A 22,501-nucleotide genomic window follows, 5' to 3' on the forward strand; every position below is an offset into this window, starting at 1 on the left:
GCAGGCTGGGAAACCGAATGTGCACGCGGGAGGGCGGAAGTGATGAGCCGGGAATCCAACGACCTGGGCGCTGACCTGGACGACGAAGAAGCCATGCTGGTCGCCACCGTGCGCGCTTTCGTCGACCGCGACGTGAAACCGACGGTGCGTGAGGTCGAACATGCCAACACCTATCCGGAGGCGTGGATCGAGCAGATGAAACGCATCGGCATCTACGGTCTGGCGATCGACGAGGAGTACGGCGGCTCGCCGGTGTCGATGCCGTGTTATGTGCAGGTCACTCAGGAGTTGGCGCGCGGCTGGATGAGCCTGGCCGGTGCGATGGGCGGCCATACCGTGGTCGCCAAGCTGCTCACGCTGTTCGGCACCGCGGAGCAGAAACGAAAGTTCCTGCCGCCGATGGCAACCGGTGAGCTGCGGGCCACCATGGCGCTGACCGAGCCGGGCGGTGGTTCCGACCTGCAGAACATGAGCACCACCGCGTTGCCGGACGGCACAACGGAATTGGTGGTCAACGGCGCCAAGACCTGGATCTCCAATGCGCGCCGGTCCGGGTTGATCGCGCTGCTGGCCAAGACCGACCCCAGCGCGACGCCGCGGCACAAAGGCATCTCGGTGTTGCTGGTCCAGCATGGACCGGGACTGACGGTGTCGCGGGACCTACCCAAATTGGGTTACAAGGGCGTCGAGTCGTGCGAACTTTCCTTCGACGGCTTCCGGCTGCCCGCCTCCGCGGTGCTGGGCGGCGTTCCGGGCGAAGGCTTTTCGCAGATGATGAAGGGGCTCGAGACGGGTCGCATCCAGGTGGCGGCCCGTGCGCTGGGTGTGGCGACCGCGGCGTTGGAGGATGCGCTCGCCTACGCCCAGCAACGGGAGAGTTTCGGTCAGCCGATCTGGAAGCATCAATCCGTCGGCAACTATTTGGCCGACATGGCAACCAAACTCACCGCCGCCCGCCAGTTGACCCGTTACGCCGCCGAACGTTACGACAGCGGGCAGCGCTGCGACATGGAGGCCGGCATGGCCAAGCTGTTCGCCTCGGAGGTGGCGATGGAGATCGCGCTGAACGCGGTGCGAATCCACGGCGGTTACGGCTATTCCACCGAGTACGACGTGGAACGCTACTTCCGGGACGCGCCGCTGATGATCGTGGGTGAGGGGACCAACGAGATTCAGCGCAACGTCATCGCCGCGCAGCTCGTTGCCCGGGGCGGAATTTGAAGCTGGATTGCGCTCGGGTGCTGTATATTTGCCTGACTTTAGACCCAAGGGGAAGGCAGCCGCCATGAGTTATCCGTCAGACCCGTATGGCGCCTCCCCGAGCTGGCCCGGTCAGCAGCCGCCGTATGGCGGCCAACCGGGCTTCGGCGGCCAGCCGGCGCCGGACAACTACCTGGTCTGGGCGATCCTCAGTACCGTATTGTGCTGCCTCCCAGCCGGTATCGTGTCAATCGTTTACTCCACGAAGGTGTCCACGCTTTGGGCGCAGGGACGCTCGGCCGAGGCGTATGACGCGGCTGCGAAGGCGAAGAAGTGGGCGATTATCAGTGCGATCATCACAGCCAGCGTCTACGTGGTAGCTATCATTATCTTGGTTATTATCTACGTCTTCATCGGCGCTGTTGCCGTGTCGACCATACCCTCAACCACCTATACGACGTACTCGGGCTACTGAGCGTTGATCGCGTCGATCAACCCCCACGCCAGCGCGGTTTCGGCGCCGATCGTCTGACCGGAGAGCACCAGATAGGCGGTGCGCCAACGGCCGATGCGCCGGGTGACGCTCACCGTGCCGCCGGCGCCGGGAATCAGTCCCAGGCTCAGTTCGGGTAGCCCGAATACCGAATCAGGTTCGGCCGCAACCCATCCGCAGAATGCGGCCATCTCCAGTCCGCTGCCGAGCACCTGCCCGTGCACCTCGGCGCGGCAGGCCCGCCCAAGCCGGCCGGTCAGCTCGTCGAGCACCAACGCCGGGCTGTGCCGGGTGCGGGCCAGGTGAGCGCTGGCCGGGTCGGCGAAGGTGCCGAATTCGGCGAGATCACCGCCGCTGCAGAACGACGGTCCGTTGCCGCCCAACACGATTCCGGCCACCGACGGATCCAGCTGCGCCACCGCCAGCGCTTCGAGCAGCGCGGCGCGGACGTCGGTGGAGAAGGCATTGTGCCGTTGGGGTCGATCGAAGTCGATCCGCAGGGTGTCGCCGTCGCGTTGCGCCGCAACCGGATCGGGGAGTTCTGGCATCCGAGCGGGGCCGCGTTCGGCAAGCCAGCGAGCGAATTCGGGTCCGGCTTGCAGTGTCGAATAGGCCAGCGACTCGGTCACTACACCGGCCAGCGTCGTACCTGCCGGATCGAAGCACCGCAGTACGTCGTCACACACCGCGCTGGCGTGCGGCCAACGCCGGCAACGCAGCGTCAACTGCGTCAGGGTGTCGGCAATCGACGCCACGGTGACCGTGCGCGGATCGGCGCACGGTTGTTCGGTCAGCGTGAAAGTTGCTTGCTGCAGCCAGAATTCGTCGGTCACCGAGCCGTGCGCGACGATCACGCCCGGCGGCGCCGGCGCTTCGCGCTCCGGCGCACTGGACAGATCGATCACCCGGATCATCGATCAGCCTGAGTACTTGTCGACCAGTTCGTTCTTGTACAGCTTGCCGGTGTCGGTGCGCGGCAGCGCCTGCTCGAATGCGATCGTTCGCGGACATTTGAAGTGGGACAACCGGTCTCGAAGCCAGCTGGAAAGTTCCTCGGCGAACTCGTCGGTGGCGTCGGCGGGGTCGACGGTCTGCACCGCGGCCATCACCCGTTGGCCCATCTCGTCGTCGGGAACGCCGAACACCGCGGCGTCCAGCACCTTCGGGTGAGTCACCAAGAGGTTCTCGGTCTCCTGCGGGTAGATGTTGACCCCGCCGGAGATGATCATGTGGTGCCGTCGGTCGGTCAGGTACAGATAGCCCTCGTCGTCGAGATAACCGATGTCGCCGACGGTCATCCAACCGTGTTGGTCCCGTGAGCCGGCGGTTTTGGCGGGGTCGTTGAGATATTCGAAGGTGTACCCGCCCTCGAAGTAGATTTCGCCGGCGTGCCCGGGCGGCAGTTCGTTGCCGTCCTCGTCGAGGATGTGCAACGCGCCCGTCATGGGTCTGCCCACCGAACCCGGATGGGCCAGCCAGTCCTCGGCGGTGATCAGCGTCGAACCGATCGCCTCCGAGGACGCGTAGTACTCGTCGACGATCGGCCCCCACCAGTCGATCATCTGCTTCTTGATCTCCACCGGGCACGGCGCGGCGGCGTGCATCACCCGCTTGAGGCTGGACAGGTCGTACGAATTACGCACGGACTCCGGCAGTTTGAGCATCCGGACGAACATCGCCGGCACGAACTGGCCGTGCGTCACCCGGTAACGCTCGATGGCAGCCAGCGTCTGCTCGGGGTCGAACTTCTCCATCACCACGGTGGTCAGGCCGGCGGCCTGCACGGTCATCGACCACACCGACGGCGCCGTGTGATACAGCGGCGCCGGGCTCAGATACACCGTCTCGGGGTCCATCCAGAACCCGACCAGCGCCGACATCATGCCCGGCGCCTCCGATGGCGGCACGTGCGGCAGTTCGCGTTTGATGCCTTTGGGCCGCCCGGTGGTGCCCGAGGAGTACTGCAGCAGGTCGCCTTCGATCTCGTCGGCGATCGGGGAATCCGGTTGGTCGGCAACACATTCGGGATAACGCTGCCAGCCCGGCAGCGAACCGTCGGCGATCAGCAGCAGTTCCGGCAGCCCGCCCGGCAGGTGCTCGGCCAGCCCCGCGCAGACCTCGCGCAGCGCCCCCGAGCCGACGATCGCCTTGGCGCTGCTGTTGTCGACGATGTAGGCCGCCTCGGGCGCGGTCAGGTGGGTGTTGATCGGCACGTAGTACAAGCCGCTGCGCCGCGCCGCCCACATTACCGCGTGCAGGTGCTCGTTGTTCTCCATCAGGATCGCGACCGCGTCGCCCTCGCGCAGGCCCGCTTGCCGGAACAGGTGCGCCAGCCGGTTGGCACGTGCCTCGAGGTCGCCGAACGTCACCACCGTGCCCGACGGGTGCAGGATGACGGCCGGTTTGTCGGGGTGGGTTTGCGCGTGCGGTCGAATCTGCATGGGGCCGACTGTACGACCCGAGCCTCACGCGGCGAACGGCGCTCGCAGCGTCGGCAGCAGATGGCGCCGGTGCACGATCAGGCCCACCACGGCCGCCGCGGCGTAGATACCGCTGAGCACCAGCCGACCCTCGGTCGAGGTGATCGGGAACTGCACCAGGAACAGCGCGAGCAGCGCCCAGGCCAGGTGCCGGTGAAAACGCAGCGCCAGGATCAGCGCCACCCCCATCAGGGTCTGAGTGGCGGTCAGCAGCATCTCCTCGACCTGCCTGCCGTCCAACACCAGCGCAGTCCCGCCGCCCCCGGCGAGGTGAGCGATCGGCAGTGAACCGACCAGCAGCGTCCACTGATTGACCTTCGACGAGATCAGCGTGGCGATGGCCACCGTGCCCTTGCCGCGGGCGGCGAAAATGATCGCGATCACGAACTCCGGGGCCTCCGAGGCCAGCGGCGCCAGCCACTGCACCAGCAAGAACCGATCGATTCCCAGCCGGGTGCCGGCCCCGATCAGGCTCTCGGCGAACGGTTGCGCGCACACCAGGATCACCACCGCCGCGAACACGAACATCGCGATCACGCCGCTGCGACGGGCCCGCCGCGGCAGCGCGGCCAGCGCGGCGGCCGTTCCGACGAGCTCCGGTTCCTCGACATCCCCGCGGCTGAGCCGGTAGAGGTAGAACCCGAACCAGGCCAGCAGCACCACACCCAAGGTGATCGGGATGCGACCGGTGGCGGGCACTACGAACGCGACGACACCCGCGATCAGCAGGAAGCCGAGTTCGACGCGGTTGCCGCGCTCGAGCCTGAGCCCCACCACCTGCCGTCCGCTGATCTTGCGGGTCGTCCACACGCCCAGCAGCACCACCACCGGCCAGCCCAGCCCCATCAGCAACCGGTTGGAGCCGGTCATGTTCGCCGCCGCGTACTGCGTGTATTCGGTGTGGGATCCGGCGGTATAGGCGTAGTAGAGGTCGACGGCGTATTCCGGCAGCACCGCGATCAGGGCCAGAACCGCGACCGCCAGCCCGCCGGACACGTCGACCTGCGCGGCCTCGGCTCCCCAGGCGAGCAGGAAACTCGCGGCAACGACCGCAGCGCCATAGACGACGAGCGCGACGACCGGGTCGGGATGCAGCCCGATGAACCGGATCACCAGCGCCGGCGCGATGAACAGCAGGGTGGTGAGCAGGGACCGAACCAGCGTGTCCGCCGTCGTCTTCGCCGCCGCAGGGCGGCTCCGACGCCGGTCGGCGAGCAAGGTCATGTCCGCGAGGCTAGCCCGCCCGCCCTCGTCTGGCAACTTAGCGAGGCTACGATTTTCTTGACCAGGGTGTCCTTATTTCTGCTGTTCAGAGACTCGAATCAATGATTCTGGCCTACCGAAACTTTTCATTTGGCAAACCTCATACCCTGACCCTGCTCCCTGCCGAGCAGACGCAAAATCGCCCAAATTCCAGCGGAATTGGGCGATTTTGCGTCTGCTCGCGGGAAGCTAGTCGGCTTCGCGCAGCCGCTCCTTGAGCGCGTCGAACTCGTCCTTCACACCCGTCGGGAGCTTCTCGCCGATGAACTCCAGCCACTCCTCGATCAGCGGCAGTTCCTCGCGCCATTCGTCGGTGTTGACGGCCAGCGCGGCGGAGACATCGGCGGCCTCGACATCCAGGCCATCCAGGTCCAGGTCCTCGACGGCGGGAACCGTGCCGATCGGCGTGGTCTTGCCGCCGGCCTTGTGCTCGATGCGGTCCACGATCCACTTCAGCACCCGGCTGTTCTCACCGAAGCCCGGCCACAGGAAGCGGCCGTCGTCGCCGCGGCGGAACCAGTTGACGAAGAACACCTTCGGCAACTTGGACTCGTCGGCGTTCTTGCCGAGGTTGATCCAGTGGCCCATGTAGTCGCCCACGTTGTAGCCCAGGAACGGCAGCATGGCCATCGGGTCGCGACGCACCGCGCCGACCTTGCCCTCGGCCGCGGCGGTCTGCTCGCTGCCCAGGGTCGCGCCGATGAACACGCCGTGCTGCCAGTCGCGCGCCTCGGTGACCAGCGGCACCGTGGTCTTGCGGCGGCCGCCGAACAGGATGCCCGAGATCGGCACACCCTGCGGGTCGTCCCATTCCGGGGCCAGGATCGGGCACTGTGACATCGGGGTGCAGTAACGGGAGTTCGGGTGGGCGGCCTTCTCGGTGGACTCCGGAGTCCAGTCGCGGCCCTTCCAGTCGGTCAGGTGCTGCGGGTCGCCTTCCAGGCCCTCCCACCACACATCACCGTCGTCGGTCAGCGCCACGTTGGTGAATACCGTGTTGCCACCCTCGATGGTGCGCATCGCGTTGGGGTTGGAGTCCCAGTTGGTGCCCGGCGCCACCCCGAAGAAACCGAACTCCGGGTTGACGGCGTAGAGGCGGCCGTCCTTGCCGAACCGCATCCAGGCGATGTCGTCGCCCAGGGTCTCTGCGCGCCAGCCCGGAATGGTGGGCTGCAGCATCGCCAGGTTGGTCTTGCCGCAGGCCGACGGGAACGCCGCGGCGAAGTAGTACGCCTTGTTCTCCGGCGAGATCAGCTTGAGGATCAGCATGTGCTCGGCCAGCCAGCCCTCGTCGTGGGCCATCGCCGAGGCGATGCGCAGCGAGTAGCACTTCTTACCCAGCAGCGCGTTGCCGCCGTAGCCCGACCCGTAGCTCCAGATCTCGCGGGTCTCGGGGAAGTGGGTGATGTATTTGGTCTCGTTGCACGGCCACGGCACGTCTTTCGCGCCGTCCTCGAGGGGCGCACCGACCGAGTGCAGCGCCTTGACGAAGAAGCCGTCGTCGCCGATCTTGTCCAGCGCGGCCTTGCCCATCCGGGTCATGGTGCGCATCGACACCACGACGTACTCGGAGTCGGTGATCTCCACACCCAGCTTCGGGTCCTCGGCGCCGAGCGGGCCCATGCAGAACGGCACCACGTACATGGTGCGGCCACGCATACACCCGCGGTAGAGGTCCTTCATGAGGGACCGCATCTCGGCGGGGTCTTTCCAGTTGTTGGTGGGGCCGGCGTCGACTTCGTGCTCCGAGCAGATGAACGTGCGGGACTCCACGCGGGCGACGTCGGACGGGTCCGACAGCGCCAGGAACGAGTTGGGGTGCCGGTCCGGGTTGAGCCGGGTGAACGTGCCGGCCTCGACCAGCTGTTCGGAGAGCCGCTTGAACTCCTCGTCGGAACCGTCGGTGAACACCACCCGGTCGGGCTGGGTGAGCTCGGCAACCTCCTCCACCCAGGACAGCAGCCCCTTGTGTTTAGTGGGCGCGGTATCCAGACCGGGGACGGTTGCTGAGGTCATCGAACTCTCCTGAATTCTGCTGCGTGGTGCTGGTCGGTAATGGTATTGCCAGCGCGGCTCTGCTCACACTTAACGCTTTCTTATACAGATTATCGCGCTTCACTTGTAGGGAAAGTGCTGGGCGGGTATAAGACTGCTCACAAGACCGATTCAGAAGCATTTCGCCCTGCGGCAAACCGTGTTATCGGGCACCCGGATCGCCGAGTTCCGCACGCACCGCGTCGAGCGCGGCCTGCACGGTCGGCATCTCCCGATCCCGGGCGGCGGCGGCCCGGGCCGCGGCCAGCGCGTGTTCGCGAAGTTCGGTGTCGATCACGCTGACCTGATCGTTCACCCGGGAGTTCTCCATCTCGTCGCGCGCGGTCGCCGCGGTGCTCAGCAGCGACTCGCCGACCAGCACCCGGCTGGCCACCAGTTGCTCCAGGACCGACCGCAGCGACGACGTGGCCTCCCCCGCCCAGCGGTCCAGTGCGGCACGGTCGCCGAGCAGGGTCCGGATGTGCACCACCCAGACGGTCATCGCCAAGCCGAGCGCGCCGCACGCCACGGTCCCGGCCACCAGGTACGCCGGATGCAGATGGCCGGCCAGACCGGCGAGCAGCCGGCTCAGCGTCAACGCCACGCCGAGGCCGAACACCACGCCGAAAACCATCATCAGCCGGGTCTCCAAGCGGCGCGACTTGAGCTGGACGGGCGGGAACGGGACCGTCGGCGACTCCAACGGCGGGAGGTCCAACGGCACGCCGGCCCCCTGCGCGATCTCGGCGAGGTTGGCGTCGACGGCTGCTCCGATCTCGCCGACCGCTTCGTCACATCGACCGCGCACGTCCTCTTCCAGGCCGCCCATGGCCCGGCGCGGCAAGTTGGCGATGTCCTCCTGCAGGGTGGTACGTATCGAAGCGCTGCGGGTGCGCGCCAGGTAGGACAACTGGACCCGCGCCTGCTGCAGTTGGCCGCGCAGGGTGATCGTGCGCTCCGACTTCGTCTCCCGTCGTTGCCGCAGCGTGGCGCTGCGCTGCTCGCGCAGGGCGTCCACCCGGGCCCGCCGGCCGGCGCCGTCGGCGTCGCGCTCGAAGCGCTGCGCGACCTTCTGCAGGCGAGATTCCCACGCCCGCAACCGATTCCGGCGTGCGACGTCGACGTCGGCGAGCTGTCCCTGGACGGTGGCGATCAGCTCTTCGAGCTGCGGCTCACCCACGTCGGGCGCCGCGGCCGCGCCGACCCAGGACACCCGGTCGTAGCGCGGCGCGTGGCGGGCCAGCTTGGCGACATTGGCGGCCAGCACGTCGCGCCAGCCGTAATGCACGTCGATCTTGCTCACCACGGCCACCACCACATCGGTGTTCTCGGCGGCGGCGTCGAGCAGCGCGCAGTCGGATTCGGTCATCGGCGCCGCGCCCGACACCACGAACACCACCGCCTTGGGCGCCGCTCCGGGTGCCAACTCGGCAGCCTCGACGAAGGTGTGTTGCCCGAGCCGTTCGCGCAGCGCGGTGGCCACCGCGGTGACTCCGGACAGCCACGGGCCGGTCACGAGCACCACGTCCAGCCGGTTGACGGCCGGAGCATCCAGACTCGGCCCGATGGAGGCCACCAGAGCATCGACCCGGGCCACCGGGTCGTCCCGCCGCCCGCCGGTCACCGCGACACCCGACATCCGGCGCCACCGGCGCGCGAGAACAGCCGAAGCGATCCCCGGGTGATGTCGGCCGCGCAGGCCCGCTGCAGCTCGGTAAGCGGTGTGCGGCCCTGGCGCTGCCAGTGCACCGCGCGCGCCAGGGGCGCGTCCGGACCGGGTTCCCGCCCGTCGGCCGCGGCGGCGTCGAGGGCCGCCGCCATCCGGGCGATCACCGTGTCGTCGCGGGACAGGAACTCGGCGACGGCCGGGTCGGCGACGGCCAGTGCCTCGAGTTCGGTGACGGCGTCGCGCACCCGGCGGTAGCGCACCTGGGCGCCGGCGACGGCCAACCGTTCGATCACCGCGTCCACGCCGCTGGCCCGCCGCCATACCGTCCGGACCTGCGCGGGCCCGGCGCCCTGGCGCAACGCCGCGACACCCAGCGCGACGCCCAACAGGTCCAGCGTGCGCAGCAACCGCACCCGCGTCGCCACCGGGACCGGCAGCGGCGCCGTCAGGAACCCGTCGAAGGAGCGGTCGAGGCACGTCGAACCGTCCGGGTGCGCGGCAAGTGCCCGCAGGCCGGCCCAGCACTGCGCATCGACAAAGCACTGCGCATCGGCATCGTCGAGGGCCGCGACGGCGAGCAGCCCGCTGATCGGCAGCACGGGCACCCCCAGCCGGGCGGCCAGCCCGGCACACTGCGACCCCACCCGGCCGTCCCCGGCCAGGCCGGTCACGTCGGCCTTGTTCAGCAACGCCAGCGCCGGGCGCGGCCCGCGGATGTCCTCGGGCTTGGCGACCTCGGCGACCACCTGGACGAGCAGGTCCGCGGCGGCCCCCGGGGGCGTCACCCGCACGCCGGCGCGGTCCAGGGCCCGTGCCACCATGCCGCGGCCCACCCCGCGACGTCCGCGCACCGCCACTCGCAGCGGCGCGGCGGTGCGCTCGGCGAGCGCTTCGATCCGCTGGTCAGCGGCCTGCTGGGCGAAGCGCGTCAGCTCGTCGGCGAAAATCTGATGCCCCTGTCCCGTCATGTTCCGGCTCGTAGCGATCCCACCGAATGGTGGCATCCCCGCCTCCGGCACGCGAGCCAGGTCTCCCCGATACCAGCCGAAGACAACTGTTGGGTATCAATCTGGACCAGAGGCGGCTACATCCGCCGATCATGGGCCACCATGGACGAATGCATGCGCAACCCGGGGTGGGGTTACGGCCCGACACGCCCTGGGGCTATCTGCCTGCCACGAGTTTCCGGTCGCGGCGCTCGGCCTTGTCCAACGCGCAGCGCGAGACCTGGGAACGTCGCTGGCCGGAACTCGGCCGCCAGGCCGACACCCCGCCCGAGCAGCCGCTGGACACCCGTGCCTGGTTCGGCCGGGACGCGCCGCTGGTGCTGGAAATCGGTTGCGGCAGCGGGACGTCCACGCTGGCCATGGCCCAAGCCGAGCCCGACATCGACGTCATCGCGGTGGAGATCTATCGCCGCGGCCTGGCCCAGTTGCTGTGCGGAATCGACAGCGCCGGCGTCGACAACATCAGGTTGATCCGCGGCAACGGAATAGACGTGCTGAAAGATCTGATCGCGCCGGAATCGCTGACCGGGGTGCGGGTCTTCTTTCCCGACCCGTGGCCCAAGGCACGCCACCACAAACGCCGGCTACTTCAGCCGGGAACGGTTTCCCTGATCGCCGACCGGCTACTCGCCGGGGGTGTGTTGCATGCCGCGACCGACCATCCCGGCTACGCCGAGCACATTGCCGCACTGCGACCACCCGGCCTCGTCCGCGTCGATCCCGGCACCGAATCCCTACCCATCTCCATCGTCCGTCCCATCACCAAGTACGAGACGAAGGCTCAAGAAGCGGGCAGCAGCGTCTGTGAGTTCGTATGGAAGAAGCCCGAAATCAGATGAGCACATGAGCCTCACCGAAGACGTGACGACGCCGGCGTCGGAGACGATGGCCCGCCCGATGCTGGCCGCGGGTGACCTGGCGCAGGACGGCCTGGCCGGGCTCGCGAAACCCGTGCAGCGGGTCCTGCTGGTCTGGGACGCGCCCAACCTGGACATGGGTCTGGGTTCGATCCTGGGCCGCCGGCCGACCGGGCTGGAACGGCCCCGGTTCGACGCGCTGGGCCGCTGGCTGCTGGCCCGCACCGCCGAGGTCGGTGCGAGATCGTCCGACGGCACCGATGCCCGCATCGAGCCCGAGGCCACCGTCTTCACCAACATCGCCCCGGGCAGCGCCGAAGTGGTCCGGCCGTGGGTGGACGCGCTGCGCAACGTCGGCTTCGCCGTCTTCGCCAAGCCCAAGATCGACGAGGACAGCGACGTCGACCGCGACATGCTCGAGCACATCGACCTGCGCTACCGGGAGGGGCTGGCGGCGCTGGTGGTGGCCTCCGCCGACGGTCAGGCCTTCCGGCAGCCGCTGGAGGCGGTGGCCCGTGGCGGAACTCCTGTTCAAGTGCTTGGATTTCGCGAACACGCCAGTTGGGCGTTAGCGTCGGATAGCTTGGAGTTCGTCGACCTGGAGGACATCGCGGGTGTTTTCCGGGAGCCACTGCCGCGGATCGGCCTGGATTCGCTACCTGAGCAGGGGGCTTGGTTGCAGCCGTTCCGGCCGCTGTCGTCCCTGTTGATCTCGCGTGTGTGACAACAGAAGAGCAATGCGCGGGTCGCTAGAGATCCAGTAAGGAGCCTAAGTGTTCGCCTGGTGGGGTCGAACTGTGTACCGATTCCGTTTCGTCGTAATCGGGGTCACGGTGGCTTTGTGCCTGCTCGGCGGAATCTTCGGGCTCAGTCTCGGCAAGCACGTCACGCAGAGCGGTTTCTACGACGACGGCAGCGAGTCGGTCAAGGCCTCCATCCTCGGTGACGAGGTCTACGGACGCGATCGGACCGGCCACATCGTCGCGATCTTCAAGGCGCCGGACGGCAAGACCGTCGCCGACCCGGCGTGGTCGAAGAAGGTCACCGACGAGCTCAATAAATTCGTCGCCGACCACCCCAAACAGGTGTTCGGCTGGGCAGGCTACCTACGCGCGCCGGATAACCCCAGCCCCGTGATCAAGGGCATGGTGACCGACGACAAGCGCTACACCTTCGTGTCGGTCCCCCTCAACGGCGACAACGACGACACCATCCTGACCAACTACAAGGACATCGAACCCGCACTGCAGAAGTTGGACGGCGGCACCGTGCAGCTGGCCGGCCTGCAACCGATCGCCAGCGCACTGACCGGCACCATCGCCACCGACCAGCGCCGGATGGAGGTGCTGGCGCTCCCGCTGGTCGCGGTGGTGCTGTTCCTGGTGTTCGGCGGCGCGGTCGCGGCCTGCCTGCCCGTCATGGTCGGCGGTCTGAGCATCGCCGGGTCACTGGGCATCCTGCGGCTGATCGCGATGTTCGGGCCGGTGCATTTCTTCGCCCAGCCCGTCGTCTCACTGATCGGGTTGGGCATCGCGGTGGACTACGGCTTGTTCGTGGTGAGCCGATTCCGCGAGGAGATCGCCGAAGGCTACGACACGGAGACCGCCGTGCGCCGCACCGTGATGACGGCGGGACGCACCGTGGTTTTCTCGGCAGTCCTGATCGCGGCCTCGGGCGCCAGCCTGCTGCTGTTACCCCAGGGCTTCGTGAAGTCGCTGACCTACGCGCTGATCACGGCGGTGACGCTGGCCGCGATCCTGTCGATCACGCTGCTGCCGGCCTGCTTGGGTGTGCTCGGCAAGAACGTCGATGCGCTCGGTGTCCGGACCGCGTTCCGGGTGCCGTTCCTGCGGAACTGGAAGGTGTCCCGGGCCTACCTGAACTGGCTGGCCGACCGCCTGCAGAAGACCAAGACCCGCGAAGAGGTCGAGGCCGGGTTCTGGGGCAAGCTGACGAACTTCGTGATGAAGCGCCCGCTGGCGTTCGCCATCCCGATCGTGGTCGGCATGATCCTGCTGATCATCCCGCTGGGCAACATGTCGCTGGGCGGGATGAGCGAGAAGTACCTGCCGCCGAACAATGCGGCGCGCCAGTCGCAGGAGCATTTCGACCAGCTCTTCCCCAGCTACCGCACCAATCCGCTGACGCTGGTGATCCGGTCCACCAATCATCAGCCGGTGACCGACCAGCAGGTCGCGGACGTGCGCGCGAAGGCCATGGCCATCAGCGGGTTCAACGTGCGGGACAACAATCCGGCGAATATGTGGCAGGAGCGTTCGCAGGCTCCGGATGCCTCGAAGGATCCGTCGGTCCGGGTGCTGCAGAACGCCCTGAACAACCCGGCCGACTCGGCTCGCAAGCTCGCCGAGCTGCGCTCGATCACACCGCCCAAGGGCATCGACATCTACGTCGGCGGCACACCGGCGCTGGAGCAGGACTCGATTCACAGCCTGGTGGACAGGGCACCTTTGATGGTGATCGTGCTGATCAGCACCACCATGCTGTTGATGTTCCTGGCCTTCGGCTCGGTGGTGTTGCCGATCAAGGCCGCGGTCATGAGCGTGCTGACGCTCGGTTCCACGATGGGCATCCTGACCTGGATATTCATCGACGGCCATGGCGCCGGACTGCTGAATTTCACGCCGACACCGCTGATGGTGGTGATCATCGCGCTGGTGGTGGCGGTCGGCTACGGCCTGGCCACCGACTACGAAGTCTTCCTGGTCTCCCGCATGGTCGAGGCGCGTGAGAACGGCATGTCGACCCAGGAGTCGATCCGGATCGGGACGGCGACCACCGGGCGGTTGATCACCGCCGCCGCGTTGGTTCTGGCCGTGGTCGCCGGGTCGTTCGTCTTCTCCGACCTGGTGATGATGAAGTACCTGGCCTTCGGGTTGATGGCGGCGCTGCTGTTGGACGCGACCGTGGTCCGGATGTTCCTGGTGCCGTCGGTGATGAAGTTGCTCGGCGACGACTGCTGGTGGGCGCCGCGCTGGATGCGGCGCCTGCAGAACCGCATCGGTCTGGGCGAGATCCAGCTGCCCGACGAGCGCAAGCGGCCTGCCAGCACGGTGCGTCCGCCGGTCACGGCCGGCCTGGTCGCCGCGACCCCGCGGCCTCCGCACGACCCCACCCACCCGGCGCCGCTGCCGCGTCCGGCGGCCCGGCCAGAACTGGGTCCGTCGAACGCGCCGGCCCCGGCGGCCAGCCCGCAGGTCCCGGTCCGGTCCGGGCAGTCCGCGAATCAGCCCCAGGAGGCGCCGACCGCTCGACTGCAGCAGCCGTCGCGCAACGGGCCGGCCACCGCGACCACCCGCCCGCCGGCCCGGGTGCCGACCTCCAAGCCGCCCACCCCGTCGGCGGAGGAGACCAACAAGATGCCGGCCGCGGGCAACCGGCCCGACGCCAAGCCCGAGGACCCGTCCGACGAGACGGTCGCACTACCGGCTCAGCGGGCCGACGAGGACTCGGAGACGGCTACCGAGAAGCTCAACGCGCGGGGGATCCAGGGCGAGAACGCGGTGGACAACGGGCGTCAGCGTCGCCGAGGTGGCGGCGGTGGGCTGTCGGCCCAGGATCTGCTGCGCCGCGAAGGCCGCCGGATCTAGCTCGCCAGGATGGCATTGCGCCGAGCGTGTCGCCACTGCGAAAAAAGCGCTCGTTTTTCGCAGTAGTTACACGCTGGGCGAGGGTTCCTTGTCGGGCTTGTCCGGTTTCGCCTGGACGATCGCCGACACCTCTTCCTCGTCTTTCTGCTCCTCGGCCTCGGCCTCGGGATCCTTGGCCAGCAGCACCTGTAGCGCGTTGTTCAGGAACGCCACGGTCGGCACGGACAGCAGGGCGCCGACGATCCCGGCCAGCACCCCGCCGGTGGAGATGGCCAACACCACCGCCAACGGGTGGATCGACACCGCGCGCCCCATCACCAGCGGCTGCAGCACGTGCGCCTCGAGCTGGTTCACCACGATCAGCAGACCGAGCGTGAGCAGCGCGTACACCATGCCCTTGGCCAGCAGCGCGACCACCACGGCCAGCAAACCCGACACCAGCGCACCGATCAGCGGCACGAACGCGCCGAGGAAGACGATGGACGCCAACGGCAGCGCCAGCGGCACACCCATGATCGCCAGACCCGCCCCGACCCCGACCGCATCGGTCAACGCGACCAGGAAGGTGGCCCGGATGTATCCCGTCAGCGCGCCGTACCCGGCCAGACCCGCCTGGTGCACGCGGCTGCGGACATGGCTCGGGACCAGCTTCTGGACGTACTGCCAGATGTTGCGGCCGCCGTAGAGGAAGAAGATCAGCGTGAACAGCACCAACACCGCCGCGGTGGCCAACTCGGTGATGGTGGCGGCGGTGGACAGGGCGCCGCTGGTCAGCTTCTCCTGGTTGTTGCGCACCGCCTGGATCGCGGAGTTGCCGGCGTTGTCGATCTGTTCGCGGCGCACGTGCGCCGGCCCTTCGATCAGCCATTTGCGGGCCGAGTCGATGCTGTGTTCCACCTGGGTGACCAGGTCGGGCAACCCGACGATGAACTGGCTGACGACGAAAGCCAGGATGCCGCCGAGGATCGCGAACCCGGCCAGCAACACCAGCGTCACCGCGACACCGCGCGGCACGCCGCGGGTGTCCAGCCAATCCACCAACGGCACCAGCAAAGCGCTGATCATCAGCGCCAGCAGCACCGGCACGACGATCACTTCCAGCTTGTCGACCACCCACAGCAGCGCGACAGCCGCGGCCACGATGACCAGCAGCCGCCAGGACCAGGCGGCGGCCTTTCGGACCAGCGGACTTACGGATTCGTCGTCGATGGTTGCCGACATTGGGCAAGCGTAGCCGGGGTGGCGGCGCAACTTCCGCAAACCCGGGCGCCACGATCCGGTTACGACCCTGGAACGACGTCGACACGTCAGCGACGTGCATCGATGCGCGCGACACCGGCACGGTTACCCTAGTGCGATGTCACCGGACGCCGCCGCCCGCAAGCTCGTGGGAGGGCGGTTGGGGACGTTCACCCGCCAGGGCGACGCGCCGCCGCGCGGCAAGTATTGGTGGCTGAGGTGGGTCGGGCTCGTCGTCGTGGTGGTCGTGCTGGGCGTCGAGATCGCCCTGGTGCGCGATCAGTTGGCCAAAGCGTGGATGAGTCTGTACGAGGCCAAGTGGTGGTGGTTGGTCGCCGCGATGGTCGCCGCGGCGGCGTCGATGCACAGTTTCGCGCAGATCCAGCGCACGCTGCTGGCGTCCGCCGGCGTGCACGTCAAGCAATTGCGGTCCGAGGCCGCGTTTTACGCGGCCAACTCGCTGAGCACCACGTTGCCCGGCGGACCGGTGATCTCGGCGACGTTCCTGCTCCGTCAGCAACGCCTCTGGGGCGCCTCGACGGTGGTGGCCTCCTGGCAGCTGGTGATGTCGGGCGCGCTGCAGGCGGTCGGGTTGGCGGTGCTCGGGTTGGGTGGGGCGTTCCTGCTGGGCGCCAAGAACAACCCGTTCTCGCTGCTGTTCACCCTCGGCGGGTTCGTCGCGCTGATGCTGCTGGCCCAGGCGGTGGCGTCACGGCCGGAGCTGATCGAGGGCATCGGCATCAAGGTGCTGTCCTGGGTCAATTCGGTCCGTGGCAAACCGGCCGACGCCGGCGTGGACAAATGGCGCGAGATCCTGATGCAACTCGAGTCGGTGAGCCTGAGCCGACGCGACCTCGGGGTGGCGTTCAGCTGGTCGCTGTTCAATTGGGTCGCCGACGTCGCGTGCCTGGCCTGCGCGGCCTACGCCGCCGGCGATCACGCGTCGGTCGCCGGGTTGACGGTCGCCTACGCCGCGGCCCGTGCGGTCGGGACGATTCCGCTGATGCCGGGCGGCCTGCTGGTCGTGGAGGCGGTACTGGTGCCCGGGCTGGTGTCGTCGGGTATGGCGCTGCCCAACGCCATCTCGGCGATGCTGATCTACCGCTTGATCAGTTGGTTGTTCATCGCCGCGATCGGGTGGGTGGTGTTCTTCTTCATGTTCCGCCGCGAGCGCGCGGCAGACTCCGACGCCGAGGACCCGCCCACCGACCCCGGCATCGCGGGCCGGGGACTGAACGCCACCGATCCGGCCGCCTAGGAGCACGGCAGCAACCCCTGCCGCCGCCGGACTGAATGCTCTAGCTGTTGTTAGGCCTGGGGCCCGGCAGCGACGGACTCGCTGGCGCTGCGGGCGCCGCACCCGGCAGACCGGGCAATCCGCCAGCCCCCTGCGCGGCCTGGAACAGGCTGAGTGCCTGCGGCAGCGTGATCGGCAACTTGCACTGCGTGCCCAGTTTGTTCAACGGGTTGGCCAGCCCCTGCAGATCCAGCGCGACCTTCGGGTTGGCCTCGAAGTAGCTCTTCAGCGTCACCGCCGACTGCGGTCCGGCCGGTTCCTGCAGGACGGACGTCAACGCCTGGTTGGTCTCCGGATGCGAATCCAGGTAGTCACCGGTCTGCTTGGCGACGGTGCCGACGGTGCGGGCGACCTCGCTGGCCGCGCACGGGTCGGTTGCACCCGTCGCCGCCGGAGCGGCGACGAACGCACTGCCGGCACCAGTCAGTCCGGCCGCGACGACGACGGCCAAAACCCCACGGCGCGTGCTTACTTGCATGGAACAACTCCTCACGAATCCGCCGCACGATGTCCCCCGACCGCGGCCCTGACCATCGTGCCATCAGTCCAGACCGTGCCGCCAATTCTGGGCTTGGACCCGTCCGCGGTGTGCGCGGCTCCGAATGACTCCAGTTGTGCAATCAGCAAGGAGGTACCGATGACGCTCAGCATTGCTGCGCCGGCTGGCGTAGTCAGCTTCCGCCAGCTCGCGTGCACGCTGCAGATGAAGCCTGGTCAACGTCTCGCGGCCGTCAATGTGCCGCCGGACGGTGGGTTGGTGGTTCCCCGGGCTGCCGCGCTGTATCCCGACGACGCCGATGCGGTCATCGGCTTCGTCACCGAACTAACCCAGCTGCCACTCCTTGACTGCGTCTACGCGGCCGCCCGTGACGCTCGCCCCGCCTGGCTGGGTCATCCCCGTGGCTGGCACCGCGATTGGCTCACCGCAGCCCTGGGACGATACGGCGTTCGTGGCGTCGACGAGCGGGTGATCGGTGGCGCGTGGATTGCCGTGCATCTGCGTGGCGGCCCGCGCGCAGTGCGCTGGTAGCCTGCCAATACACCTTGTAGTGTATTATGGTGTAATGTCGCGGACCAATATCGAGATCGACGACGAGTTGGTGGCCGCGGCGCAACGAATGTACCGACTGGATTCCAAGCGGAGTGCGGTCGACTTCGCCCTACGGAGGCTGGTGGGCGAGCGGCTGGACCGCGACGAGGCGTTGGCGTTGCAGGGCAGTGGTTTCGATTTCAGCAACGACGAGATCGAGTCGTTTTCGGACGCGGCCACTGCGCCGGCAGATCAGCCTTGAATTGATTGTCGACACCTCGGTCTGGATCCAATTCCTTTCCAGCCCAGACTCATTCGCCGGCCGCTGGCTCGCAGATCGAATCGCCGCCGACGCGGAAGTGATCGTCCCTGAAGTGGTGCTGATGGAACTGCTGATCGGCACCACCGACGAGGACAAGGCCGCGTTACGGCGGCGGTTACTCCAGCGGTTTGACATAGCGCCTCTCGCCCCGGTGCGCGACGCAGAAGATGCGGCCGCCATCCACCGGCGCTGCCGTCGCGGCGGCGATACGGTACGCAGCCTGATCGATTGCCAAGTGGCCGCGATGGCGCTGCGACTCGGAGTCACTGTCGCCCACTGCGACCGCGACTACGAGGTGATCCGCCGGCATTGCGGGCTGCAGACCGTGCCGCTGTTCTCCAGATGACTGACCGGCCGTCGGGCACCGGCCAACCCCGATCACGACTTAACAACGATCCCGCCAAACCAGTGTCGGCGCAGCTCAAGAAGCGATAAGCAAACACCTGACCCCGCGGGTATTCTCGCGGGCGCACGCGCTGCGCAAGACATACGGGGAGTTAAGAAATCCAGCAGTTCATGATGCGGCTCAGCCGCAACCTGCGCAGATTCCGCTGGTTCGTGTTCACAGCCTGGTTGCTGGCGTTGGTTCCGGCGGTCTATTTGGCGATGACGCAGTCGGGAAATCTGACCGGCGGCGGGTTCGAGGTCGCCGGCTCCCAGTCGCTGGCCGTGCACGACCAACTCGTCGCCCAATACCCCGAGCTCGGCGCCTCCCCGCTGGCGCTGGTGGCCGCGCCCCGCGCCGACGCCACCTATCAGGACATCAACGACGCCGTCGCGCAGCTGAGACAGATCGCCAAAGAGCTACCCGGCGTCACCGAGGCGCCCAACCCCACCCAGCGCCCACCTCAACCCGACCGGCCCTACGTGGTGACGCTGCGTCTGGACGCTCGGAACGCCGGCACCAGCGACGTCGCCAAGAAACTCCGGCAACGAATCGGCGTCGAAGACGACCGCTCCGGGCAGACCGCGAACGGTCACGTCCGGCTCTACGTCATCGGCCAGGGTGCGCTGTCCGCCGCGGCCGCGGCCAACACCAAGCACGACATCGCCAAGGCCGAGGAATGGAACCTGCCGATCATCCTGATCGTCCTGCTGGCGGTGTTCGGGTCCCTGGCGGCGGCGGCGATCCCGCTGGCACTGGGCATCTGCACGGTCGTGGTCACCATGGGACTGGTTTATCTGCTGTCCATGCACACCACCATGTCGGTGTTCGTGACGTCGACGGTGTCCATGTTCGGCATCGCGTTGGCCGTGGATTATTCGCTGTTCATCCTGATGCGGTTCCGCGAGGAGCTGCGCACCGGCCGCCAGCCACAGGAAGCCGTGGACGCCGCGATGGCCACCTCCGGGCTGGCTGTGGTGCTGTCCGGGATGACGGTCATCGCCTCGCTCACCGGCATCTACCTGATCAACACCCCGGCGCTGCGATCGATGGCCACCGGCGCGATCCTGGCGGTCGCGGTCGCGATGCTGACCTCGGCCACGCTGACACCGGCGCTGCTGGCCACCTTCTCCCGGGCCGCGGCCAAACGCTCGCCGCTGTTGCACTGGTCGCGCCGCCCGGAGAGCACCGTGTCCCGGTTCTGGACGCGCTGGGTCGGCTGGGTGATGCGCCGGCCGTGGATCTCGGCGCTGGCCGCCTCGGCCGTGCTGTTGCTGATGGCGGTCCCGGCGACGTCGATGGTGTTGGGCAACAGCCTGCTGCGCCAGTTCGACTCCTCCCACGAGATCCGCGCCGGCGTGGCCGCGGCGTCGCAGGCGCTGGGCCCCGGGGCCATGGGTCCCGTCCAAGTGCTGGTGACGTTCTCCGACTGGCCGCAGGGACAGGACGCCGTCTCGGCCCACACGCAGATCCTCGACGCGTTGCGCCAGCGGATGTCGCAGGCACCCGACGTCGCTTCGGTGCCCCCGCCGGTCTTCAGCGGCGACCGCAAGACCGCGCTGCTGTCTGCGGTGCTGTCGGTCGACCCCGAGGACATGCGGGCCCGGCACACCGTGGACTGGATGCGCAGCCAGCTGCCCAGGACCGCCGGCGACGCGCAGGTGGCCGTCGGCGGCTCGACGGCGCTGATCAAGGACTTCGACGACAGGGTCGCCGAAACGCAGCCGCTGGTGCTGGGCTTCGTCGCGCTGATCGCGTTCGTCATGTTGCTGCTCTCGGTGCACTCGGTCCTGTTGGCGCTCAAGGGCGTGCTGATGACGCTGCTGTCGGTGGCCGCGGCGTATGGATCGCTGGTGATGATCTTCCAATGGGGCTGGGCGGAGAAACTGGGTTTCCCGCACCTGACCTCCATCGACAGCACGGTGCCGCCGCTGGTCCTGGCGATGACGTTCGGGCTGTCCATGGACTACGAGATCTTCCTGCTCACCCGGATCCGGGAACGTTTCCTGCAGACCGGTCACACCCGCGACGCGGTCGCCTACGGGGTGAGCACCAGCGCCCGCACGATCACCAGCGCCGCCCTGATCATGATCGCGGTGTTCTGCGGGTTCGCGTTCGCCGGCATGCCGCTGGTCGCCGAGATCGGGGTGGCCTGTGCGGTCGCGATCGCCGTCGACGCCACCGTGGTGCGGCTGGTCCTGGTGCCCGCGCTGATGGCGATGTTCGCCAAATGGAACTGGTGGCTGCCGGGCTGGCTGGGCCGGGTCCTGCCGTCGGTGGACTTCGACCGTCCGCTGCCCGACGTCGACCTGGGCGGCGTCGTCGTCATCCCCGAGGACATCACCGCCGCGATCGCGCCCAGCGCCGATCTGCGGATGGTGATCAAGTCCGCGGCCAAGCTCAAACACCTTGCCCCCGACGCCATCTGCGTGGCGGACCCGTTGGCCTTCAGCGGCTGCGGACGCAAGGACCCGGACTCCGAACCCGCCGGCGACACCCTGGACACGCCGGCGCCGCTCGAGTCCTCGGTCGACGACGACACCGAACTGGTCATCGGGGTGGGTCAGGCGACAGCCCGCCGGGTCGGGCTGGCATATCGCACCAGCATCGCGCGGGCCATGTCGTGGACGGACCGTCCCGTCCATCCGGTCACCCTCTGGCGAGGTCGGCTCTCCGTCGCTCTCGACGCGCTGGACAGCCGGACCACCAAGACCGCGCGGAGCCGATATCGGCGGCGCAGCCCGGTGGAGACCACCCACGTCCAGCTGCCCACCGGCGACCGGCTGCAGATCCCGACCGGGGCCGAAACGCTGCGCCTCAAGGGTTATCTGATCATGAGCCGTAACAGCAGCCGCGATTACGCCGACTTTGCTGACATGGTTGAGGTGATGGAGCCGGAGACCGCCGCGGTGGCGCTGGCCGGAATGGATCGGTATTACAGTTGTCAGCCTTCGTCTTCGCGGCGGCACTGGATCGCCACCGAGCTGGTCCGCCGGCTGGCGGACCCCGATCCGTCCGACCTCGACTCGACAGAGTCCGACGTCAAGGCAAACTGGGAAGGGGTCCGGCAGCGCTGCCTGTCCGTGGCCGTGGCGATGTTGGAGGAGGCGAGGTGACGTTGGCAGCCGACCAGCGAAGATCCGCGCCCGCGCCGCCGTCGCAGCAGCGCGATCCCGACCCCGATCAGCCCGTCGAGTTCTGGTCGACGGCAGCGATCCATGCGTCCCTGCAAGGTGGCGATATCGCCACGTGGAAGCGCATCGCCGGCGCGCTCAAACGCGACCCGTACGGGCGCACCGCGCGGCAGGTGGAGGAGATCCTCGGAGGCTCCCGGCCGGCCGGCATCGCCAAAGCCCTCTGGGAGGTGCTCGAGCGCGCCCGCACCCACCTCGAGGCCAACGAGCGCACCGAGGTGGCCCGCCATGTGCGGCTGCTGCTGGACCGCTCCGGGTTGGCCCAGCAGGAATTCGCGTCACGTATCGGGGTGACCGCCGAAGACCTCACCGCCTACCTCGACGGCCGGGTGAGCCCGTCGGCCTCGCTGATGATCCGGATGCGCAGACTCTCCGACCGGTTCGTCCGGGTCAAGAACGAGCGCCCGCCCAGTTCCAACTGAC

General features: G+C 68.0%; 19 protein-coding genes. 11 read left to right on the plus strand and 8 right to left on the minus strand.

Annotated elements, in window-relative coordinates:
- Positions 1 to 42: 42 nt before the first annotated feature.
- On the plus strand, positions 43 to 1,221 hold the full coding sequence (locus AC5Y47_RS11225; protein ID WP_499944042.1) for an acyl-CoA dehydrogenase family protein: 1,179 nt from the start codon (positions 43 to 45) through the stop codon (positions 1,219 to 1,221).
- Between the two features lie 64 nt (positions 1,222 to 1,285).
- Entirely contained in the window at positions 1,286 to 1,675 is a 390-nt protein-coding gene (locus AC5Y47_RS11230) for a CD225/dispanin family protein (protein ID WP_499944043.1), read from the plus strand.
- On the opposite strand, the gene AC5Y47_RS11235 is transcribed toward AC5Y47_RS11230, so the two are convergent.
- The 6 genes from AC5Y47_RS11235 to AC5Y47_RS11260 form a co-directional block, all read right to left on the minus strand.
- On the minus strand, positions 1,669 to 2,607 hold the full coding sequence (locus AC5Y47_RS11235) for an enoyl-CoA hydratase/isomerase family protein (protein WP_499944044.1): 939 nt from the start codon (positions 2,605 to 2,607) through the stop codon (positions 1,669 to 1,671). The two genes, AC5Y47_RS11230 and AC5Y47_RS11235, sit on opposite strands and share 7 nt — an antisense overlap.
- Before the next feature lie 3 nt (positions 2,608 to 2,610).
- Positions 2,611 to 4,134, minus strand: a complete 1,524-nt coding sequence (fadD4, locus tag AC5Y47_RS11240; protein WP_499944045.1) for a fatty-acid--CoA ligase FadD4 — start codon at positions 4,132 to 4,134, stop codon at positions 2,611 to 2,613.
- Between the two features lie 24 nt (positions 4,135 to 4,158).
- Positions 4,159 to 5,397, minus strand: a complete 1,239-nt coding sequence (locus AC5Y47_RS11245; protein WP_499944046.1) for a calcium:cation antiporter family protein — start codon at positions 5,395 to 5,397, stop codon at positions 4,159 to 4,161.
- Between the two features lie 228 nt (positions 5,398 to 5,625).
- A complete protein-coding gene (locus tag AC5Y47_RS11250; protein ID WP_499944047.1) occupies positions 5,626 to 7,452 on the minus strand; it encodes a phosphoenolpyruvate carboxykinase (GTP) in 1,827 nt (608 codons plus the stop codon).
- 181 nt (positions 7,453 to 7,633) lie between these two features.
- On the minus strand, positions 7,634 to 9,094 hold the full coding sequence (locus tag AC5Y47_RS11255) for a hypothetical protein (protein ID WP_499944095.1): 1,461 nt from the start codon (positions 9,092 to 9,094) through the stop codon (positions 7,634 to 7,636).
- Positions 9,091 to 10,107 (minus strand): hypothetical protein, encoded by a 1,017-nt coding sequence (locus AC5Y47_RS11260; protein WP_499944048.1) that lies wholly within the window; start codon positions 10,105 to 10,107, stop codon positions 9,091 to 9,093. Before AC5Y47_RS11260 ends, AC5Y47_RS11255 begins: the two co-directional genes overlap by 4 nt.
- 131 nt (positions 10,108 to 10,238) lie before the next feature.
- On the opposite strand from AC5Y47_RS11260, the gene trmB reads away from it, so the two are divergent.
- The 3 genes from trmB to mmpL3 are packed head-to-tail and all read left to right on the plus strand — an operon-like array spanning position 10,239 to position 14,611.
- Entirely contained in the window at positions 10,239 to 10,985 is a 747-nt protein-coding gene (gene trmB, locus AC5Y47_RS11265) for a tRNA (guanosine(46)-N7)-methyltransferase TrmB (protein ID WP_499944049.1), read from the plus strand.
- A gap of 4 nt (positions 10,986 to 10,989) precedes the next feature.
- Complete coding sequence (locus AC5Y47_RS11270; protein ID WP_499944050.1) at positions 10,990 to 11,727, plus strand: NYN domain-containing protein; 738 nt, start codon at positions 10,990 to 10,992, stop codon at positions 11,725 to 11,727.
- A gap of 49 nt (positions 11,728 to 11,776) precedes the next feature.
- Complete coding sequence (mmpL3, locus tag AC5Y47_RS11275) at positions 11,777 to 14,611, plus strand: trehalose monomycolate exporter MmpL3 (RefSeq protein WP_499944051.1); 2,835 nt, start codon at positions 11,777 to 11,779, stop codon at positions 14,609 to 14,611.
- Positions 14,612 to 14,677: 66 nt separating this feature from the next.
- Here mmpL3 and AC5Y47_RS11280 read toward each other — a convergent pair whose 3' ends face one another.
- Positions 14,678 to 15,832 carry an AI-2E family transporter gene (locus AC5Y47_RS11280; protein ID WP_499944052.1) on the minus strand — a complete coding sequence of 385 codons (1,155 nt, stop codon included), beginning with the start codon at positions 15,830 to 15,832 and terminating at the stop codon, positions 14,678 to 14,680.
- A 136-nt stretch (positions 15,833 to 15,968) separates the two neighbouring features.
- Here AC5Y47_RS11280 and AC5Y47_RS11285 point away from each other — a divergent pair, with 136 nt between their 5' ends.
- Entirely contained in the window at positions 15,969 to 17,108 is a 1,140-nt protein-coding gene (locus AC5Y47_RS11285; protein ID WP_499944053.1) for a lysylphosphatidylglycerol synthase transmembrane domain-containing protein, read from the plus strand.
- Between the two features lie 40 nt (positions 17,109 to 17,148).
- Here the strand turns inward: AC5Y47_RS11285 and AC5Y47_RS11290 are convergent, their stop codons facing one another.
- On the minus strand, positions 17,149 to 17,625 hold the full coding sequence (locus AC5Y47_RS11290) for a hemophore (RefSeq protein ID WP_499944054.1): 477 nt from the start codon (positions 17,623 to 17,625) through the stop codon (positions 17,149 to 17,151).
- A 159-nt stretch (positions 17,626 to 17,784) separates the two neighbouring features.
- Between AC5Y47_RS11290 and AC5Y47_RS11295 the strand changes: the two genes are divergently transcribed.
- The 5 genes from AC5Y47_RS11295 (at position 17,785) to AC5Y47_RS11315 (ending at position 22,500) form a co-directional block, all read left to right on the plus strand.
- Complete coding sequence (locus AC5Y47_RS11295) at positions 17,785 to 18,177, plus strand: hypothetical protein (RefSeq protein WP_499944055.1); 393 nt, start codon at positions 17,785 to 17,787, stop codon at positions 18,175 to 18,177.
- Between the two features lie 34 nt (positions 18,178 to 18,211).
- Positions 18,212 to 18,439, plus strand: coding sequence for a type II toxin-antitoxin system VapB family antitoxin (locus tag AC5Y47_RS11300; RefSeq protein WP_499944056.1), 228 nt, complete (start codon positions 18,212 to 18,214; stop codon positions 18,437 to 18,439).
- Between the two features lies 1 nt (position 18,440).
- Complete coding sequence (vapC, locus tag AC5Y47_RS11305; RefSeq protein ID WP_499944057.1) at positions 18,441 to 18,845, plus strand: type II toxin-antitoxin system VapC family toxin; 405 nt, start codon at positions 18,441 to 18,443, stop codon at positions 18,843 to 18,845.
- 170 nt (positions 18,846 to 19,015) lie between these two features.
- On the plus strand, positions 19,016 to 22,000 hold the full coding sequence (locus AC5Y47_RS11310; RefSeq protein ID WP_499944058.1) for an MMPL family transporter: 2,985 nt from the start codon (positions 19,016 to 19,018) through the stop codon (positions 21,998 to 22,000).
- On the plus strand, positions 21,997 to 22,500 hold the full coding sequence (locus AC5Y47_RS11315; RefSeq protein ID WP_499944059.1) for a helix-turn-helix domain-containing protein: 504 nt from the start codon (positions 21,997 to 21,999) through the stop codon (positions 22,498 to 22,500). Before AC5Y47_RS11310 ends, AC5Y47_RS11315 begins: the two co-directional genes overlap by 4 nt.
- Position 22,501: the final 1 nt, after the last annotated feature.

The organism is Mycobacterium sp. NGS22, assembly GCF_059813095.1.

Bases quoted from the DNA above. Each gene is read 5' to 3' on its own strand.
- AC5Y47_RS11295 (WP_499944055.1), top strand. From the start codon at position 17,785: ATGACGCTCAGCATTGCTGCGCCGGCTGGCGTAGTCAGCTTCCGCCAG.
- AC5Y47_RS11225 (WP_499944042.1), top strand. From the start codon at position 43: ATGAGCCGGGAATCCAACGACCTGGGCGCTGACCTGGACGACGAAGAA.
- AC5Y47_RS11285 (WP_499944053.1), top strand. From the start codon at position 15,969: ATGTCACCGGACGCCGCCGCCCGCAAGCTCGTGGGAGGGCGGTTGGGG.
- AC5Y47_RS11230 (WP_499944043.1), top strand. From the start codon at position 1,286: ATGAGTTATCCGTCAGACCCGTATGGCGCCTCCCCGAGCTGGCCCGGT.
- AC5Y47_RS11270 (WP_499944050.1), top strand. From the start codon at position 10,990: ATGAGCCTCACCGAAGACGTGACGACGCCGGCGTCGGAGACGATGGCC.
- AC5Y47_RS11250 (WP_499944047.1), bottom strand. From the start codon at position 7,452: ATGACCTCAGCAACCGTCCCCGGTCTGGATACCGCGCCCACTAAACAC.
- AC5Y47_RS11235 (WP_499944044.1), bottom strand. From the start codon at position 2,607: ATGATCCGGGTGATCGATCTGTCCAGTGCGCCGGAGCGCGAAGCGCCG.
- trmB (WP_499944049.1), top strand. From the start codon at position 10,239: ATGGGCCACCATGGACGAATGCATGCGCAACCCGGGGTGGGGTTACGG.
- AC5Y47_RS11310 (WP_499944058.1), top strand. From the start codon at position 19,016: ATGATGCGGCTCAGCCGCAACCTGCGCAGATTCCGCTGGTTCGTGTTC.
- AC5Y47_RS11245 (WP_499944046.1), bottom strand. From the start codon at position 5,397: ATGACCTTGCTCGCCGACCGGCGTCGGAGCCGCCCTGCGGCGGCGAAG.
- AC5Y47_RS11280 (WP_499944052.1), bottom strand. From the start codon at position 15,832: ATGTCGGCAACCATCGACGACGAATCCGTAAGTCCGCTGGTCCGAAAG.
- AC5Y47_RS11300 (WP_499944056.1), top strand. From the start codon at position 18,212: ATGTCGCGGACCAATATCGAGATCGACGACGAGTTGGTGGCCGCGGCG.
- AC5Y47_RS11260 (WP_499944048.1), bottom strand. From the start codon at position 10,107: ATGACGGGACAGGGGCATCAGATTTTCGCCGACGAGCTGACGCGCTTC.
- fadD4 (WP_499944045.1), bottom strand. From the start codon at position 4,134: ATGCAGATTCGACCGCACGCGCAAACCCACCCCGACAAACCGGCCGTC.
- AC5Y47_RS11290 (WP_499944054.1), bottom strand. From the start codon at position 17,625: ATGCAAGTAAGCACGCGCCGTGGGGTTTTGGCCGTCGTCGTCGCGGCC.